Source organism: Agrobacterium sp. FDAARGOS_525 (assembly GCF_003938925.1).
Taxonomy (GTDB): Bacteria; Pseudomonadota; Alphaproteobacteria; order Rhizobiales; family Rhizobiaceae; genus Agrobacterium; species Agrobacterium pusense.
Genome location: NZ_RKIU01000005.1, coordinates 186,354 through 205,739, shown reverse-complemented (window position 1 = coordinate 205,739; position 19,386 = coordinate 186,354). Strand labels below are relative to the sequence as shown.

At 58.9% G+C, this 19,386-nt stretch carries 10 protein-coding genes and 2 pseudogenes; 9 read left to right on the top strand and 3 right to left on the bottom strand.

The annotated features are described in order from the left end of the window. Nucleotides 1-3: 3 nt before the first annotated feature. A complete protein-coding gene (gene traC / locus EGT36_RS27870; RefSeq protein ID WP_112828836.1) occupies nt 4-303 on the bottom strand; it encodes a conjugal transfer protein TraC in 300 nt (99 codons plus the stop codon). 254 nt (nt 304-557) lie between these two features. On the opposite strand from traC, the pseudogene traA reads away from it, so the two are divergent. Beyond that, a pseudogene (gene traA, locus EGT36_RS27865) lies at nt 558-3,332 on the top strand (Ti-type conjugative transfer relaxase TraA); the annotation flags it as partial. A gap of 52 nt (nt 3,333-3,384) precedes the next feature. Here traA and EGT36_RS27860 read toward each other — a convergent pair. Beyond that, nucleotides 3,385-6,360 carry a Tn3 family transposase gene (locus tag EGT36_RS27860; RefSeq protein ID WP_065653655.1) on the bottom strand — a complete coding sequence of 992 codons (2,976 nt, stop codon included), beginning with the start codon at nt 6,358-6,360 and terminating at the stop codon, nt 3,385-3,387. A gap of 332 nt (nt 6,361-6,692) precedes the next feature. Here EGT36_RS27860 and EGT36_RS27855 point away from each other — a divergent pair, with 332 nt between their 5' ends. The 5 genes and pseudogenes from EGT36_RS27855 to gltS all read left to right on the top strand — a co-directional run bounded on the left by EGT36_RS27855 (nt 6,693) and on the right by gltS (nt 15,197). Further along, nucleotides 6,693-9,473, top strand: coding sequence for a bifunctional diguanylate cyclase/phosphodiesterase (locus tag EGT36_RS27855; protein ID WP_082186254.1), 2,781 nt, complete (start codon nt 6,693-6,695; stop codon nt 9,471-9,473). A 271-nt stretch (nt 9,474-9,744) separates the two neighbouring features. Then, complete coding sequence (locus EGT36_RS27850) at nt 9,745-11,529, top strand: methyl-accepting chemotaxis protein (RefSeq protein WP_125271575.1); 1,785 nt, start codon at nt 9,745-9,747, stop codon at nt 11,527-11,529. Nucleotides 11,530-11,801: 272 nt separating this feature from the next. Then, on the top strand, nt 11,802-12,791 hold the full coding sequence (locus EGT36_RS27840; protein ID WP_082186256.1) for an IS5 family transposase: 990 nt from the start codon (nt 11,802-11,804) through the stop codon (nt 12,789-12,791). Nucleotides 12,792-12,845: 54 nt separating this feature from the next. After that, nucleotides 12,846-13,880, top strand: a pseudogene (locus EGT36_RS27835) (ABC transporter permease); the annotation flags it as partial. Nucleotides 13,881-13,997: 117 nt separating this feature from the next. Next, entirely contained in the window at nt 13,998-15,197 is a 1,200-nt protein-coding gene (gltS, locus tag EGT36_RS27830; RefSeq protein ID WP_011983013.1) for a sodium/glutamate symporter, read from the top strand. 101 nt (nt 15,198-15,298) lie between these two features. On the opposite strand, the gene EGT36_RS27825 is transcribed toward gltS, so the two are convergent. Beyond that, nucleotides 15,299-15,970, bottom strand: a complete 672-nt coding sequence (locus tag EGT36_RS27825; protein WP_286083359.1) for a TetR/AcrR family transcriptional regulator — start codon at nt 15,968-15,970, stop codon at nt 15,299-15,301. A gap of 180 nt (nt 15,971-16,150) precedes the next feature. Here EGT36_RS27825 and EGT36_RS27820 point away from each other — a divergent pair, with 180 nt between their 5' ends. The 3 genes from EGT36_RS27820 to EGT36_RS27810 are packed head-to-tail and all read left to right on the top strand — an operon-like array spanning nt 16,151 to nt 19,346. Then, on the top strand, nt 16,151-17,035 hold the full coding sequence (locus tag EGT36_RS27820; protein WP_164056925.1) for an HlyD family secretion protein: 885 nt from the start codon (nt 16,151-16,153) through the stop codon (nt 17,033-17,035). A gap of 2 nt (nt 17,036-17,037) precedes the next feature. Continuing rightward, nucleotides 17,038-18,246 carry an ABC transporter permease gene (locus EGT36_RS27815; protein WP_082179096.1) on the top strand — a complete coding sequence of 403 codons (1,209 nt, stop codon included), beginning with the start codon at nt 17,038-17,040 and terminating at the stop codon, nt 18,244-18,246. Next, complete coding sequence (locus EGT36_RS27810; protein ID WP_011983009.1) at nt 18,243-19,346, top strand: ABC transporter permease; 1,104 nt, start codon at nt 18,243-18,245, stop codon at nt 19,344-19,346. The genes EGT36_RS27815 and EGT36_RS27810 overlap by 4 nt, the downstream gene beginning before the upstream one ends. Nucleotides 19,347-19,386 lie beyond the last annotated feature (40 nt).

The window sequence follows — 19,386 nt, the reverse complement described above, 5'->3', positions numbered from 1 at the left end:
CGCTCAAGCCTCGCCAGGGCTGCCCGGAGCCTCGCCAGCCGGGTTCGCCGAAGCCTGCCCGGCGCCCGTGCTTCCTCTCCCTTTCCCGTTCGGTCCGGCGCTTTGTGCTGTCGGACCGCTGCGAAACCGTTTCGCCACTTCCTCGAAGGCCGTCTGAAGTTCGCTCTCGTCAATCTCGAATTCGCCAAGACCAGCGCGCAATGCGATGCGGCCGATCCGTTCGGCCTCCCTGGTTTCTGCTGCCTTGAGCTGATCCTGGAGCTTGGCGATTTCTTCGCGGATTTTCGAAGAAGGCTTTTTCATTCCGCTCGTATCCTTTCGCTGAACGTCGTTGCCGTCAGGCAGAAGATTTCAGCCCGGAGTGCGGAACGCACTACTGTGAATCCTACAATCGCCAATGGTGATGCTTTTGTGAATGATCCCATCCGTTCGCAAGGACGGATCCGAAGGGCGCAATTATACGTCGCTGATGCGACGCTCTGCTTTTGCCCCCTCGCGGGGCCTTCCGCTCCTGACGAACGCATTGATTTTGTTCGATCGAAGGAGCTTGCCTCGTCATGGCCGTCCCGCATTTCTCAGTCAGCATCGTCGCCCGCGGCTCCGGCCGCAGCGCGGTGCTGTCGGCGGCCTACCGGCACTGCGCCAAGATGGACTATGAGCGGGAAGCCCGGACGATCGACTACACCCGCAAGCAAGGCCTGCTGCACGAAGAGTTTGTCATCCCCGCCGATGCGCCTGAATGGTTGCAATCGATGATTGCCGATCGGTCTGTCTCGGGAGAGTCGGAAGCCTTCTGGAACAAGGTTGAGGAGTTTGAGAAACGGTCTGATGCTCAGCTTGCAAAGGATGTCACCATCGCCCTGCCGATAGAGCTGTCGGTCGAGCAGAACATCGAGCTCGTGCGGGATTTCGTGGAGAGACACATAACGGCCGAGGGCATGGTGGCTGACTGGGTCTTTCATGATGCACCAGGCAATCCGCACATCCATCTGATGACAACCTTGCGGCCGCTCACCGAAGACGGTTTCGGTTCGAAGAAGGTGGCCGTCGTGGGACCGGACGGCAAAGCGCTGCGCAATGACAGCGGCAAAATCGTCTATGAGCTTTGGGCCGGTGGGCTTGATGATTTCAACGCGTTTCGCGACGGATGGTTCGCCTGCCAGAACCGGCACCTGGCACTTGCCGGTCTCGATATCAGGATCGATGGTCGGTCCTTCGAGAAGCAGGGCATCGACCTAACGCCGACCATCCATCTCGGCGTCGGCACGAAGGCGATCGAGAGGAAAGCAGCCCGTGGGAATGGACCTGCGGGAGAGAAGGCTGCGCTCGAACGGCTGGAGCTGCAGGAAGAGCGGCGAGCCGAGAATGCCCGCCGGATTCAGCGTAGTCCAGAGATCGTACTCGACCTGATCACGCGGGAGAAGAGCGTATTCGACGAACGCGATGTCGCCAAGATTCTGCATCGCTATGTCGATGATGCGGGCCTCTTCCAGATCCTGATGGTACGCATCCTTCAGAGCCCGGAGACGCTGCGGCTCGATCGGGAGCGGATGGACTTTGCCACCGGAGGCCGGGCGCCGACAAAGTACACGACACGTGAGCTGATCCGGCTCGAGGCTGAGATGGCGAACCGCGCGATGTGGCTCTCGCAGCGGTCTTCGCATGGCGTCCGGAAACCGGTGCTCGAGGCGACCTTCGCGCACCATGAACGACTTTCCGATGAGCAGAAGGTCGCCATCGAACATGTCGCTGGTGTTGAGCGGATTGCAGCCGTGATCGGCCGCGCCGGCGCCGGCAAGACCACGATGATGAAGGCGGCCCGTGAGGCCTGGGAAGCGGCCGGCTATCGGGTCGTCGGTGGTGCGCTTGCCGGCAAGGCGGCTGAAGGTCTGGAGAAGGAAGCGGGCATCGTCTCCCGTACCCTGTCGTCCTGGGAACTCCGCTGGGATCAGGGTCGCGGGCAGCTCGACGACAAGACGGTTTTCGTTCTGGACGAGGCTGGCATGGTGTCGTCGCGGCAAATGGCGACATTCGTCGAAGCTGTCACCAAAGCTGGCGCCAAGCTCGTGCTTGTCGGCGATCCTGAGCAGCTTCAGCCGATCGAGGCGGGTGCTGCCTTTCGCGCCATTGCCGATCGCATCGGCTATGCCGAACTCGAAACCATCTATCGCCAGCGTGAGCAATGGATGCGCGACGCTTCGCTCGATCTCGCGCGTGGCAATGTCGGCAAAGCCCTCGCAGCCTATCAGTCCAACGGCAAGATGAACGGCTCAGAGCTGAAGGCCAATGCGGTCACCAACCTCATCTCGGACTGGAACCGCGAATACGATCCTGCCAAGTCCACATTGATCCTTGCGCACCTGCGCCGTGACGTCCGCATGCTGAATGAGCTGGCGCGCACGAAACTGATCGAGCGCGGCATCATCGAGCAGGGCTTTACATTCAAAACCGCCGATGGCGTTAGAAGCTTTGCTGCCGGCGACCAGATTGTCTTCCTGAAGAACGAGAGTTCGCTCGGCGTCAAGAACGGCATGCTGGGCAAGGTCATGGAAGCCGCACCTGGTCGCATCGTCGCCGTGATCGGCGATGGCGAACATCGCGCCCAAGTAACGGTCGAACAGCGCTTCTACAACAATGTCGATCACGGCTACGCAACCACGGTGCACAAGAGTCAAGGGGCGACGGTGGACCGGGTCAAGGTGCTGGCGTCCCTCTCGCTGGATCGTCACCTCACCTATGTGGCGATGACCCGTCACCGTGAGGATCTCGGCGTCTATTATGGTCGCCGATCTTTCGCCAAGGCTGGCGGTCTGGTCGAGATCCTGTCGCGCCGGAATTCCAAAGAAACGACGCTCGATTACGCTGGCGGCATCATCTACCGGCAGGCACTGCGATTTGCCGAGGCGCGGGGCCTTCACATCGTCAACGTTGCCAGAACCGTCGCGCGTGACCGTCTCGAATGGACGGTCCGGCAGAAGCAGAAGCTCGTCGACCTTGCCTGCAAGCTTGCGGCCATCGGCGCCAAGCTCGGCTTTGCAACATCGACGGCCAGAACAGTTCCTGTTGCAGAAAAGGAGACCAAGCCCATGGTGGCCGGTATCACCACCTTCCCGAAATCGATCGATCAGACCGTTGAGGATAAACTCGCCGCAGACCCAGCGCTCAAGAAGCGATGGGAAGAAGTCTCGATGCGCTTCCATCACGTCTACGCGCAGCCGGAAGCAGCATTCAAGGCAGCGAACGTCGATGCGATGCTGCGCGACCAGTCGGCTGCGGAAAAGACGATCGCCAGAATTGCCAACGAGCCTGAAACCTTCGGTGCCCTCAAGGGGCCAGAACAAGAGCAGTCCGAAATCGTACGCTAAGGGCGAACAGATTGAGAACTTATGCGACCCGCCGCAGCCCGGCTGGCATACGAAGCGATCGAAATCCGTTCGGCATCTGATGTTCGGCATCCCAAGTGTAGATGCCGGTAAGGTTGATGTGTTCCCAACTGAGCGGCGAGATGTGCTTCGACAGAGTATCAGGAATGTCTCGACCCGCTCGCTTCAGCTGTGTGATTGCACGGTCGAGATAGACGGTATTCCAATGGACGATCGCACTGACGACGAGGTTGAGACCAGAGGCGCGGAACGCTTGGCTCTCGAACGACCTGTCGCGAATCTCGCCTCGCTCGTGGAAGAAGACAGCGCGTTTGAGCTTATGGGCGGCCTCACCTTTGTTGAGACCCGCTTGGCATCTCCGCCGTAGTGCCGGACTTGAGTACCATTCGATCATGAAGAGCGACCTCTCGATACGGCCGAGTTCGCGGAGCGCCCTCGCAAGATGGCTTTGCTTCGGAGATGCGGACAGTTTCTTGAGTATCGTAGACGGGACCACGGACCGCGTCGTGATCGACGCCGCGAGATGGAGCAGATCGTCCCAATGATCGATGATCAGATTGGCATTGATCGGCGCCCCGATGTGGTTCGACAGCGCCGGATGTGCATCGCCCTTGTCGAACGTGTGGAACTTCCGGTCTTTGAGATTACGCAGTCGCGGTGAGAACCGCTTTCCGATCAAGGCGAACAGCCCGAAGATATGATCACTGGCACCGCCCGTGTCGGTAAAGTGCTCCTGGATGTCTGGGACCGTGTCCTGATCGAAGAGCCCATCGAGCACATAGGCCGCCTCGCTCTCGGTTGGACTGATGGGCAAAATACTGAAGTAGCCGTACTGGTCTGACAGATGGCTATAGAATTTCGATCCGGGCACGCTGCCGTAATGCAAGTTGATGTCGCCGCGCTTTGCAGCTCGATCGCTCGCACGGAAGAATTGGCCATCGGACGATGACGTTGTGCCATTGCCCCAAAGGCGGGAATGTGGATGCTGGGTGTGGGCATCGGTGATGCATGCTTGCGCCGCGCGGTAAGTCTCCGATCGAGCATGGAATGTGCGCATCCACCCAATCTGATGAGCGCTGATCCCCTTGGATGCGCCAGCCATTCGCTTCGGCCCGAGATTGGTCGCATCCGCCAGGACGCCCGCCAGCATGGCAGAGACATTTTTCGGAACGTCGCCGGTGCGAACATGCGTGAATGTATCTGCAAAGCCGGTCCATTCATGCACCTCCCTCAGCAAGTCGGGAACCTCCACCAACGGATACATGTCGCTGATCTCGGCATTCAGCTCCTCGGCGGCTGCGGGGACTTCGCTGGCGGTTGGTGTGACAATCAAGGTTCCTGCCTCGAGACGAACTCCCTCGAGCTTTCCAGATCGTGCTCTGTGCGCCAGACGCGTCAGGTTGAAGTCGAGCATCTGACGCGCTTCGGCAAGCCACTGCGCGCCGTCGCTCTGGACCCCCAAACCGAGACGATCGTCTTCCTTCATCGAGATGAATGTCGACCGCGGCATCAGATGCTCATCAATGGGCCGGAAAGATCGGCTGCCATCGACCCAGATCTCCGCAGATCTAAGCCGGTCTCGCAAAGCCGCGAGCGTGGCGATCTCGTAGAGACGGCGATCGGGTTTACCCTGTTCGAAGATAAGCCGTCGATCAGTTTGGCTGAGGTGGGTGATCGGCAAGCGATCCGGGAGTGTCCGCCGCTTCTCGGTATAAAGCCGTTTCAGTAGCGCAATTGCCGCCAGAAGCGGGTCGTGGCGATGCGCCGAGCGGAACGTGAAGGCCTGAAGGAATGCACCAACGTACTTGTGGACGGTCGAATATTGCTCGGCTGCTACGATCAACGACGGCGCCTCGTTGTCGTCGACCATCGACTCGAGCTCGGGCTTTATCCGAAGCAGCCGGTCCCAGCCGACTCTTTGGTCGAGAACATCTAATGCGTTCCGACCATAGTCGTTGGCAGACTGCAGGGCCGTGATCGTATCCAGAAACATGCGCAGCGCTTTGGCGGTGTTCGCTCTGCAGTCCATCTGCCGCTGCTTCTTCCGATTATTGGCTTGCGAGAACAACTTGCCCATCAGCTTGATGAACATCGTCACAGCATCGTCCGTGATCTTCTGGCAAAGCTTGATGACTTGAGCCACGATCAGAGCGTGGCGACGGCTGGCGTTGAATTCGTTGGCAAGCCAGGCCGGCGTTGCGTTGCCCTCCCGGATCATCTGGTCCCACCGTCCGGATGATACCCGCGCCTGCAGTTCCGGATGGATCTCCAGCCGCCGCAGAAAAGCTATTCGCTCGGTCAGCCCGACGAGGTTCGACGCAGCCGGCGCTTCTGGCGCCGAGCGCAGCCAGTGGAAGCGCGTCTTGCCGATCGACGGGTCAACCTCTAACAGCCTATCCAGTGATTGAAGCCTATCGAGCGGGATTTCTTCAATCAGAGTTTTTTCTGCCCGGCGACGGGCTATGGCACGGCCGGCAAGGCCAATGCGTTCGATCGTGTCGATCGCCGGCAGAAGAACTCCGCGTTCGCGAAATGCGGCGACAGCCGAACTGGCTATCGCAGCACCGTCGTCTGACATGGTCGCCGCTTGAATTGCCGCTAATAGCGCGGCGCGGCGATCTGGCGGCGTCGCGCTTCTCGTATCCAGATAGACCATTAGCCGCGCCATATGATCCCGACGAGTTTCTTCACGACGTGCATAGAGAGCAAATTCGTCTGGAGCGGCGCCGATCTGATCAGCAACATACTTCAGCATGGCGCGAGGCGGAGTTTCTTCTGCTCCAAGCACTCGACCTGGGTATCGCATCAGACATAGCTGGATGGCAAAGCCGAGCCGATTGTGATTACGTCTCCGCAGTTCGATCTCCAGGCGATCCGCCAATGACAACGAATAGTGGCGGATTAGGCTGTCCTCGTCGACCGGGATATCGACAAGCTTCCGGCGATCTTGATCTTTGAGAAGCTTGCGCTTTGCCATCGCCCGACCCCATTCATGACCAATCTGCGTGAAGCGTTGTCGAGTCGGGCCGGACAGAGAAATCAAAATTGGCGCATGTCGATGGCAATCCACAGAGATCGGATGTTGCACATCCGATCTACGGCATCGTTCCGGATTTGTTCGACCTTAGCGTACGATTTCGGCCTGCTCTTGTTCTGACCCCAACTTGAAATCATAATTTAACTACGATAGCCAATTTCGCGTTAAAAGGGACGATTTTCCAATCGGAATTCACTTCGTGTAACAACCTCTTAAATGAATGGTGTGCGTATATGAACTAGAATTGCTTTATCTTTAAAAATGGGCTGCGAATGTACCAAGTATTAAATTGCATTGCGTTTGAGCACGATCCTCGCCTGGTGATTTTAGCAGCAGCGCTTTGCTCTCTCTCATCGTACGTCGCTTTGAGCATGTTGCACCGATCCCGCATAGTAACCGGATCCGCAAAAGTCATATGGCTCGTCACCGGAGGAGCTGCGGGTGGTTTCGGCATTTGGGCAACTCATTTTGTTGCAATGTTAGCTTATGATCCCGGTGTAGTTGTTGGTTATCAAACTGGCTTGACCCTGGCATCGCTTCTCGTCGCTATCGTTTCCACCAGTTCAGCATGCGCTATCGCCAGTTACCGAAGCGACAAATCCGGGGTGGCTATAGCCGGAATACTTTTCGGTCTCGGTGTTTCCTCGATGCATTTCATGGGCATGAACGCGATTGAGTTTCCAGGCGAGATAGTTTGGGATCAGTTGTTGGTCGGGCTGGCAGTTATCTTTGCTGTGCTTCTCGGAATTCCTGCATTTCATCTGGTTCTGTCGGGTGAGAGCCGGAGCAAGGCAACCCTTCTGGCGAGCGTTGTAATGACGCTGGCTATTGTTCTGATGCACTTCACCGCGATGGGTGCAATAACAGTCGTACCTGATCCCTCTGCCGCCGACATGGAGCATACGATTTCCCCTGTCGTCATGATCGTTACCATCGCCACGGTCGCATTTTCGATGTTGTTTGCGGGCTTGACGGCTGCGATCTTCGCAGTCCGCGCAGAGGCGGCCGCCGCTGCAGGCGAGGAGAAGTTCCGTATCCTAGTACAGGGCGTGTCAGATTACGCGCTCTACATGCTCGATCCGGATGGTCGCGTGAGCAACTGGAACACGGGCGCGGAACGAGCGAAGGGATACAAGGAGCATGAAATCGTCGGACAGCATTATTCCTGCTTCTACACTCAAGAAGAGAAGGAGGCAGGTCTGCCGGATATCAACCTGCGCACTGCTGCCCAGACTGGAAAATTCGAAGGAGAGGGGTGGCGCGTCCGCAAGGACGGAACACATTTGTGGGCCCACGTTGTCATCGATGCTATCCGCTCGGACGATGGTCGCCTGATCGGCTATGCCAAGATTACCCGTGATCGCACAGAGCAGAGAGAGTCCGACGCGAAACTGCGCAAGGCGACGAACGACCTTCAGCTGGCACTGACGCATATGGCCAACGCCATTTGCCTCTTTGATGAAAACGGTCGATTGGCAATGTACAATCGCCGCCTCGGGGACCTTATCGGCGTTGCTGCGTCGATTGATCTGACCGGCATGACGCTCGAGGAGCTTTGTCTGATCAATCCAGAAGGATCAGAGCAGCGCTTTAAATCCTACCAATCTCTGCTCAACAAAGACGGCGGCGAGACTATTACCGAGTTGCCGAACGGAAAGATTATACGTGCGACCTACATGCCGACCGACACGAAGGCTTGGGTATTCACGGTTGAGGACATCACTGCCCGGGTAAAATCGGAGGAGCGGATCGCCCATCTGGCACGGCATGACGTCCTGACCGGCCTACCGAACCGCCGGCAGTTCATCGAGGCGCTAGATAAAGCGATTCGGGAAGCCGAGACGCTTACGACGAGCGTGGCAGTGATCAATATCGACCTGGATCGCTTCAAGGACATCAATGACACTTACGGCCATGCCACCGGTGACGAAGTACTGTGCATTCTTTCGAACAGAATGCGGCATATTCAGCAGGCCGGTGAACTTATTGGACGGTTTGGAGGTGACGAGTTTGTTGCGCTCAAATCGTTTCGGGATACCAGCGAGGTCCATGACTTCATCAGCCGTTTAAATAGCGCGCTCTCGGAAACCATCAGCCTCGAAATGACCGATGTTACGCCTGGCGCGAGCCTGGGTGTGGCCATCTATCCCCTCGATGCCCCGGACCGCGAAAAACTTCTCGGCAATGCCGACATGGCGATGTATCGCGCCAAGGAAAACTTCGATGAGACAGTTTGCTTCTACGAAGCCGCGATGGACGAAGCGGAAAGAGCTCGACGGCTCCTAGCGATGGACATCTGGAGTGGGATGAAAGAAGGGCAATTCTTCCTGAACTATCAGGTTCAGCGCGCAGCGGGCGCAAACCATATAACCGGCTACGAGGTCCTTCTTCGCTGGAATCATCCTACACGTGGCCTAGTTCCTCCAAGCGAATTCATTCCGATCGCGGAAGAATGCGGCGCTATCTCAGCCCTTGGTGAATGGGTCCTTGAACAAGCGTGCGAGGACGCCGCAAAGTGGCCGATTAAAGAGAAAATTGCAGTCAATCTCTCGCCACTACAACTCACCAACATTCAGCTGGTAGATAAGGTCCGGGATGTTCTGTTCTCCACAGGACTCTCGCCGGACCTTTTGGAGCTGGAGGTTACGGAGTCCGCGATCATCGGGGACAAACAACGTGCACTGCATATTTTGCGCCAGATCCGCTCAATGGGCGTCACGATTGCGATCGACGACTTTGGCACCGGTTATTCGTCGCTGGAAACGCTGCGATCGTTCCCCTTCGACAAGATCAAGCTCGACCGGAGCTTCGTGATGGATCTTGAAACGAATAAGCAATCGAAAGCGTTCATCCGGGCAATTCTGGCTCTCGGCAAGAGCCTCGAAATACCGGTCCTTGCCGAAGGTGTTGAAACCGAGATCCAAATGGCGACCTTGACGGAAGAGGGATGCGACCAATTCCAAGGATATTTCTTTGGACGGCCTGCCACGTTGCACGATGCTATGGCGAAAGAACGCGAAGAGGCCCGCATCAACCGGTCATCGGCAGCATGAGCATGCCGTACCAGCATGCGGCACGAGGAGGATCGTGGTCACCCGGAGCGTCTCGAAAACGCCACGGTAGGGCGTAGGTTTTCGCCCAGTTTGCATCAAACATTGAGAAGGCACGACCGAGTGGCTGGCTATCTCCATTTCGGGATATGTTGATAAATTATTTATTTAATTTTTTTCAATAAAAACAAGCATGCGCATCATTATAGCGGCGACTTCTTTGCGTCGGCAATGTGAAGAAAGGCGCTGCGCAATCATTGTGGAGACTGGACAAATGCCGTTTAAATCATTCATCGGTGGAGAATCTGCTGCTATTTTGCAGGCATTTAACCGTTCTCAAGCTATCATCTCTTTCAAACCGGATGGCACTATTCTTGACGCCAACGAAAACTTCTGTGGTGCCGTCGGGTACAAAGCCAACGAGATTATTGGCAAGCATCACCGTGTATTCGTCGATGCTAAGGAGGCAGCCTCTGCTCATTATAAAGCGTTTTGGCAGCGTCTCGGCTCCGGCGAATTCAACCAAGGTCAATACAAACGTATCAGTAAATCTGGTGACGAGATCTGGATTGAGGCCTCTTACAATCCAATCATTCGCGGTGGAAAAGTTGTAAAAATCGTCAAGATCGCGACCGACATCACTGCGACCAAACGCGACAGCATTGAAAGCCACGGTAAACTGACCGCCCTATCCAGGGCACAGGCGGTGATTGAATTTACTCCGGAAGGAGAAATTCTCTCTGCCAATGAAAACTTCCTCGACAGCTTGGGTTATGTTCGAGATGAAATCATCGGAAAGCACCACAGAATGTTCTGTGAGCCGGCTTATGTTGCTTCGCCCGACTATGCTGAATTTTGGCCACGCCTGGCAAAAGGCGAATTCTTCAGTGATGAATTCAAGCGCTTGGCTAAAGATGGTAGCTCGGTTTTTATCCAGGCAACCTACAATCCCATTATCGATGACGATGGGAAAGTTATCAAGGTCGTGAAGTTCGCGACCGATGTGACTGGACGTGTTCGTGCATTGCAAGAAGTGGGGGCAGGTCTAGAACGGCTGGCAGAATGCAATATCCGCATTACGATCGATGAGCCTTTCGTCCCGGAGTTTGACCATCTTAGGCACGATTTCAACCAATCTCTCGCCAAGTTTCAGGAAACGCTGGAAGAAGTTCTTGCAAAAACGACAATGCTGTCTGCCAAGAGCGGCGAGATGAGCGAGAGCGCCGGTGGCATTGCCCATCGCTCAGAACAGCAGGCAGCGGCGCTTGAGCAGACATCTGCGGCACTGGAACAGATCACCGTGACCGTTCGGGAATCGACAAGTCGCACCACGGATGCCCGTAACCTCGTTCGCGAGGCGCGTGCTGCTGCCGCCAAATCCGTTGATGTGGTCAATTCCACGGTCAATGTTATGGGCCGCATCAGCGCGGCCTCTCAGGAAATATCCAAAATCATTGGTGTAATCGACGAGATCGCATTTCAAACCAACCTTTTGGCGTTGAATGCCGGTGTGGAGGCTGCCCGAGCAGGCGAGGCAGGCAAAGGTTTTGCGGTCGTCGCACAGGAAGTCCGTGAACTCGCCCAGCGCTCAGCCAGAGCCGCAAAGGAGATTTCCAGCTTGATCGCGAATTCCACAAGTGAGGTTAAAGATGGTGTCCGTCTGGTTGGCGAAACAGGAGCGTCCTTGAAGAGCATCGAAGGGTTCGTCTTAAAGATCGACACGAATGTCGAAGCAATTGCGACTGCGGCGACAGAACAATCCGTCAGTCTCGCCGAAATCAATTCGGCAGTCAGCGCTCTTGACCAGATGACGCAGCAAAATGCCGGAATGGTCAGCGGTATGAGCGCTGTTGCCGAGGCTTTATCAAATGGCGCAGGCGAACTTGAGCAACTGGTCAAGCGTTTCAAACTCAATCGACGTAAATGGACCAGAGAGCCAGGTTCGGAAGCGGAGAATCGTGGTCCAGAACATCGCGGCTATGGCAAGAACAGTATCTACCTCCCAATCGTTGGCGGTAGCACTTCACATGTAACCGCAGGCTTAAGCGCGGCGGCCTGATTGCGCTTACATCAGCGCGCACCCCTGAACCTGCAGCGGTTCAGGGCCTAATATTTGAATTCGTTCGACTTCATCGAAGCTTACGACGTCGCTGCGGCGATCGTAAAGCTGGGTCGTTCTGGTCGAGGAATGATTTGCCATATATGCCGCTTTCTCAAGCGTACCACCGTTTTTCAAATACGCCGTAATGCCGGTAGCACGGCTTTGGTGCATGGATCGTTAAGCGCATTGTCGTAGGTGCTCGCGCAGCCCGACAACTGGTCTCCACCACGATGCCGTTTAAGCACAATTCCTCCCGCCGCCATCATATCAGGAAGATGAAGTTCAAAGTCACGAACTGGTCTGAATACGAGGCGGGCCTTTGTCAGCGTGGGAGCCTCACGCTCTGGATGACGCCAGAGGCATTGTCGTCCTGGCAGGCGCCGAAGCGGACAACACGCGGTGGCCAGCCGCGCTATTCCGATCTTGCGATCGAGACGGCCCTGATGCTGGGCCTGGTATTCGGCCTGCGGCTGCGTCAGACGGAGGGTTTGCTAACGTCGGTGCTGAAGCTGATGGGGCTGGGCCTTGCCGTTCCCGATCATACGACCCTGAGCCGTCGGGCAGTCAAGCCGAGAACGCCGAACAAGCTCCCAGGTGATCGCATCCCGGAGAACGGACCCATCCACGTCCTCATCGACAGCACCGGTTTGCAGATCCACGGCGCGGGGCAGTGGCTTGAGGAAAAGCATGGTGCCAAATTCCGCAAGGGTTGGCGCAAACTGCACCTGGCGCTGGATGCTGATAGCGGCGACATCGTCGCACATGTCATGACCGATCAGGATGCCGGCGACGCTTCGCAGGTGGCGCCGCTACTCGATCAGATCGACACGCCGATTGGCCAGTTCACGGCCGATGGTGCCTATGACGGTGAGCCGACCTATAGCGCCGTTACCGATCACAGTCCTGAGGCGGCGGTGATCATTCCGCCACGCGCCAATGCGGTGGATCGCAACGACACCGACCCCTCCAGTCAACGAGCCCGTCACATAGCCGCGATCAGCGCCGATGGCCGGATGAAGTGGCAGGTGGCGACCGGCTACGGGAAAAGATCTCTGGTCGAGACCGCGATCGGTCGTTACAAATCGATCATTGGACGGCGGCTGCGAGCGCGCTCATTCGCGGCACAGAAGACGGAAGTCGCCCTCGGCTGCGACGCCCTCAATCGAATGCTGGCCTGCGCGCGCCCGAAATCCGTCCGGCGCAAAACGGCTACCGAATAGCGACAGCATCAAAGACGGGAATCCGCTCTTTCAATGATCCGTGCACCAGCGCCGATCGTCTATGCTTTCACCCTGTCGATCTACACGGCCTCGACCGCGGTTCCTGAGACCTTGAACAATGCTGCGATCGCCATTGTGGACGAGGATCAGTCTCCGGTATCGTCCCGAATCCTGACGGCTTTCTATCCGCCTTACTTCAGCCCGCCGAAGCTGATCTCCCAATACGAAATGGACCGGCGCATGGATACCGGAAAGGACACTTTCGCGATCGATATCCCTCCCAATTTTCAGAGGGACCTCCTGGCCGGAAAGTCGCCGACTATCCAGCTCAACGTCGATGCGACGCGCATGACGCAGGCCTTCAACGGCAGCAGCTACATCCAGTCAATCCTCTCCAGCGAAATCAGCGAGTTCCTGAACCGCTACCGCGGATCGACGTCCCTGCCGGTCAGCCTCGCGATGCGCACCGAATTCAACCAGGAGCTCAACAGGGCCTGGTTCGGCGCGGTTACGAACGTCATTTTCTCGACGACGATTCTTTCCATCATCCTGACCGGCGCGGCGCTCATCCGCGAACGGGAACACGAGACGATCGAACACCTGCTAGTGATGCCGGTCACGCCGACGGAGATCATGCTTAGCAAGATCTGGTCGATGGGGCTTGTCGTGCTGGCTGCAACCGCTTTCTCACTTGCATTTGTTGTTCAGGGTTTTTTGCACGTCGAGATCCGCGGTTCCCTTGCGCTTTTCCTGTTCGGTGCGGCACTTCACCTCTTTGCGACGACAAGCCTCGGCATCTATCTGGCGACAATTTCCGGCTCCATGTCCCAGTTCGGGATGCTGCTGATTCTCGTCCTGCTTCCCCTGCAGGTCCTTTCGGGCGGTCTTACCCCGCGTGAGAGCATGCCGCAAGTCATTCAGGACATCATGCTCGCGGCGCCGAACACGCATTTCGTTATACTCGCCCAATCGGTGTTGTTTCGCGGCGCAGGATTTTCGGTCGTCTGGCCACAACTTCTGGCGCTGCTGACGATAGGAACGCTCCTGTTCCTGTTTTCCCTGAGGCGCTTCCGGCAATTCCTGCGGTAACGGACGGCGCTCCGGCCTTCATGCGCCCGATCATGGGCGCGTAGCGTCTCCGGAAGTCATTCTCGCCAGGCAATCAGGTTGGTTGAAGAGCGGAATCCAGAAATTGAGAAATCCATCATGCATTTCGAAGCGTTTTTCTCGTTCACGCTGGCGATCGTCATTCTGATCACCGGGAAATTCATGACGCTGCATTCCGCCACGCTCCGGAAATATGCCATTCCCGAGCCTGTCGTCGGCGGCATTCTTTGTGCGGCGATCGTCGCTCTGATCTATCCGCTTTCCGGCGTCAGGATTTCATTCGACCTGGAGGTGAAGGACTTCCTGCTTCTGCTTTTTTTCGCCGGGATCGGGCTGAAGGCCGACATCGTCACACTGCTCAAAGGCGGGCGCCCGCTGTTCGTTCTTCTCGCCCTTGCGATCGTTTTCATCTTCATCCAGAATTTCGCCGCGATCGGCATGGCCGTTCTTTTCGGCATGGAGGCGAAAGCGGGGCTGATGGCCGGGTCCATCTCGCTGACCGGCGGCGTGGGGACGACGCTCGCCTGGGCGCCGACATTCGTGGAGAGGCTCGGCATCGCAAACGCCCTGGAGCTTGGCGTCGCCGCGAACACCGTCGGCCTCGTCTCCGCATGTGTGATCGGCGGGCCGATGGCGGCGTTTCTCATGCGCAAGCACCGCATTGCGCCGGCCGGGGAAGGGCATCTCGACGTCGGCGTCGCCTATGACCGTCAACCAGCGTCCAAACTGGACTATTTCGCGGTGCTCTGGGCCATTCTCATCCTCAATGTCACGGTCATGCTGGGCATGGGCATCAACGAGGTGCTGAACAGAGGCAGTCTTACCCTGCCAGCCTTCGTGAGCTGCATTCTGGCGGGGATCGCAATGCGAAACCTGCTGCCCGGCGCCATCGGCGCGGGCATCCGCCGCATCTGGCCGAGCCTCGACGACGGTTTTTCCCTGCTTTCCGATCTTTCGCTCGGGCTGTTCCTCACCATGGCGCTCATGGGGCTGCAACTGTGGGACCTCAAGGGTATGCTCGGCTTCATCGCCTGCACGCTCGCCGTCCAGATCGCCCTGGCTGTCGTCTACGCGCTCTTCGTCGTTTTCAGGGCTATGGGGCGCGATTACGAGGCGGTCGTCATGTCCGCCGGCTTTGGCGGCATCGCGTTGGGTTCGACTGCCACGGCGATGGCAAACATGGCCGCCGTGGCCCAACGCCACGGTCCTGCTCACAGGGCTTTCATCATCGTGCCGCTGGTCTGCGGCTTTTTCATCGATATCGCCAACGCGCTGATTATCTCAATGTTCGTTGCGTGAATTCAGGGGCGATCTCACAAGGCGACCGTTGCACCCGGCCGGGCCTGCCGTTTTGGCAGCGCATCGACGCCGACCATTTCGGGCGGGTAGCGGCAGCCTCCTCAAAGTCTCGTGCACCCGTAAAGGAACATGCGGACGCAGGAGGCGGCCCATGCCTCCAGTTCCACGGCTCCCATGGGCGGCCTCAACCCCAGCAGCATCTGCCTTTGCGGACCGATGATCATGCCCCTGAGCAGATCGGCGGCCAGCGCCGGCTCGGGGCAGGCGATCTTTCCGGCGGCGGCAAGCCGCCTTATGTGCGCTTCGAGCGTATCGGACACCTTAAGGGCCATTTCCCGATAGCTGGCCCCGACTTCCGGGAATTGATCCATTTCGGCCATGACCAGCCGGGCTGTCCTGGCCGCTTCCTCGCTAAGAAACAGCCGCGCATAACCCAGAACGATCTGCGCGAGCTGCTCCTCCACGCCCGATTGCGCCGTCCCGGCCGTATCCGGCGAGCCGAGGCTCGCCTCGATCCGCCTTTCGGCCGCCATGCGAAACAGCGCCGCCTTGTTTTCGACCAGCCTGTAAAGCGTGCGCGTGGAAATGCCCACCCTGCGCGCCACCGCCTCCACGCTCGTCTGGGCGTATCCGGACGTCAGGAATTCGGTGATCGCCGCTTCGACGATCACGCCGGCCGTCTCCTCGGCGCTGCGAGCCGGCGGCCGACCCCGCCCACGGCGTTTCGCCTTGTTGTCGTCCACGATCTTGACTCCCGTCAGTTTTTGCGTCATCTGCTCTATTCGGAAATTTTCTATTTTCCAAATTATCGCAAGCAGGATTCGAGTCAAGATCGGGAACCGGAGCATGTCCGCACGCAAGGCCGTAGCAGTCGCCGCCATTGTGGCGGCAGGGGTGGGAGCTTATGTCGCCTGGTCGGTGGAGCGGCCGCGCACGCTGCTCGTGCAGGGGAGGTGGAGGCGACGCGGATCGACCTGGCGACCAAGGTCGCGGGGCGGGTTTCCTCCGCGCCGGTCAGTTTCGGCGATCGCGTGACGGCCGGGCAACTGCTTGTCGAACTCGACAGCCCGCAGTTGAAGGCCGGTCTCGACACGGCCGAAGCCAGCCTCGCCGTCGCCCGCTCCAACCGCGAGCTGACCTTCTCGACGCGTCCCGAAACCATCGCCGCGCGCAGGGCGGAGCTTTCCAAGGCCGAGGCGGATGTCGTTCTGGCCCAACGCACCTACGACCGCCTGTCCGGCCTGCTCGACCGGTCGGTCACGTCGCAGCAGGCGGTCGACCAGGCCTCCAATAGCCTGGACGCGGCGTTGCGCGCACGCGAGGCGGCGGAAGCGAACCTGCATCTGGCGGAAAACGGCAACAGCGTGGAGCAGAAGGCGGTCGCGGAGGCGCAGGTCAGGCAGGCGGAGGCGTCCGTCGCCCAGACCACGGCCGATATCGCCGAACTGACGATCCGTTCCCCCATCGACGGACAGGTGACGGCGCGTATGGCCGAGCCGGGCAAGCTCTTCAGCGCCGGTGCGCCGGTGATATCCATTGTCGACGTCGACCGGGCCTGGTTCACCTTCAATGTGCGCGAAGACCTGCTCGACGGGCTTGAGATCGGGCGGACCCTTCAGGTCCGCGTTCCCGCCCTCGGGAACCGGCTGGTGGAGGCGAAGATCACCGCGATCAACGCGCTTGGAAGCTTCGCCAACTGGCGGGCGACGAAAGCGACCGGCGATTTCGACCTGCGGACCTTCGAACTGCGCGCCGAACCGGTGGCGGCGGAACGGAACCTGCGTCCGGGCATGAGCGCGCTGGTCGAATGGAGCGCATCCCACCGGCTGGAGCGGTGACCGTGTCCGCCGCTCATCTCCCGCCCGGCTTCCGGCGCATATTCCGCCGCGAGCTGCGCCAGATCGCCGAACGGCCGGCGCTGTTCTTCATGCTCGGGCCGTTTCCGCTTCTGCTGTTTCTCATCCTCGCGGCTATATTCCATGCCGGGCTGCCGACGGCCCTGCCGGTGGCGGTGATCGACGAGGACGGCACCGGCATGTCGAGGCAGATCGTGCGGATGATCGACGCGACCCCCGAAGTCGAGGTTGCGGGACGCCTGGTCAACCTGACCGAAGGCAGAGAGGCCGTTCTTGACGGCAGGATCTATGCAGCCGTCCTGATCCCCTCCGGTCTGGAGCGGGATCTGCTCCTGGGCCGCCGCCCGGAAGTCGTGGTTTTCTACAACAACCAGTTGATGACGCCCGGAGGCATCGCCGCACGCGCCATAAACGGGGCGCTGAATACCTTCTCCGCCGGTCTGGCCGTGGAAATGCGCATCGCCAGGGGCGCCACGCGGGAAGCCGCCATCGAGGCCGCCGCTCCGGTGCCGCTCCGGCAGAGCCCGCTTTTCAATCCCACCCTCGACTACGTGCAATTCCTGCTCGCGGCGATCATGCCGACGGTGCTGCAAATCTTCATATGCGCCGGCGCCGTCCTCTCCTTTTCCCGCGACCGGCATACGAAGGCCGGAATTGCCCGGGTCCTGCGACTGGGAAAAACGCCGCTGCGGGCGACGGCGGGCAAGCTTTTGCCCTACACCTTCACCTACGGCCTGACGCTGATTGCCGCCGACGCCATCATCTTCGGCTTCTTCGGCGCGCCTTTTCATGGCAGCATGCTGCTGCATGTCGTCTCGGGCTTCGCCTTCATCCTTGCCAGCCAGCTGCTCGGCGTCCTTCTGGCCCTGTCGCTGGCCGACACGGTCGCGGCGCTCGGCCTATGCGGTCTTTTGACCGGTCCGGCTTTCGGCTTCGCCGGCGTCAGTTTTCCCCGCATCGTCATGAACGGATTTTCCGTGGCATGGGGGGCGATCCTGCCGCTCACGCCCTATCTGCAACTGCGGACCGACCAGGCTCTCAGGGGGACGCCGGTGGAGATATCGCTGCCCACCCTCGGCTGGCTGCTGGCGCTGCTGGCGGTCTATGGCCTTTTGACGCTTCTCCAGTTCCGCAGAACGGCCCGGCCCGCCGTGCGGGTGAAAGCGGAACCGCCGGTGGGAGAGACGCCATGAGATCCTTGTTCGCAGGTATTCTCGCCGCATTGCGCCAAGTCGCCGCCGATCCAGGCGCCAAGTCCACGATGATCGCCGCCATCGTCATCTATTGCGTCCTCTATCCTCAGCCTTATCTCGGAGAAGTGGTGCGCGAGGTGCCCGTCGTCGCCGTCGATCAGGACGGGTCGACCGCCAGCCGGGAATTGCTGCGCCGTGTTGCCAGCAGCGATTCCGCCGAAATTGTATCGATCGTGGCCGACCTGCCGGCCGCCAAGCAACTGTTTTATGCCCGTCAGGCTTACGGGATCGTCGTGGTGCCGCCGCGTTTCGAGGAAGACCTGCTATCTGATCGGCGCTCTGCCATCGCAGGCTACGGCGATGCAAGCTACTTTCTGCTCTACAATGCCGCGATGGGCGCCATGGGCGATGCCGCGCGCAGTCTGGGGGCCGATATCCAGTTCCAGCGCCTGAACGCAGCCGGGCTTCCGGGTGAAGAAGCGGCCGCGCTTGTCGCCCCGATGACCATTGCCAGCACACCGCTGTTCAATCCGCAGGGCGGATATGCGAGTTTCGTCGTCCCCGCCGCCTTCGTTCTGATCCTGCAACAGACCCTGCTGATGGGCATCGGCATTCTACATTCGGGCCGGCAGCCGTCGCGCGCTCCGGCCGCGGTTGCGGCGGCGCTGGCCTATATCCTTCTCTATTGTTTCTGGATCGCGGTGACGCTCGTCTTCCTGCCCTATGTCCTTGGTATTCCGCGCATCGGCGGTATCGTTACGCTCTACCTCGTGGCCGTCCCCTTCCTTTTCGCCGTCACCGCCATGGGCTTCGCCATCGCCTGGTCGATCCCGTGGAAGGAGGGCGTCGTCTTCTTCCTCGTCGTGCTGGGCATGCCACTGTTCTTCCTGTCCGGCGTTTCCTGGCCTGTAGAACAGATTCCCTCCGTCTTGCGCGAGCTTTCCCTGCTGATCCCGTCGACCACGGCGATCACCGCTATCGTCCGCGTCAACCAGATGGGTGCGAATTTCCGCTCGGTCGCGAACGATGTCGCGGTCCAGATCGTTCTGGCCATCGGATATGCGCTGCTGGCCGTAACAATCCGATGGGCGCGCAGATAATTCAAGTATCATTTGATATTTGAATTTCGAGTGATATTTA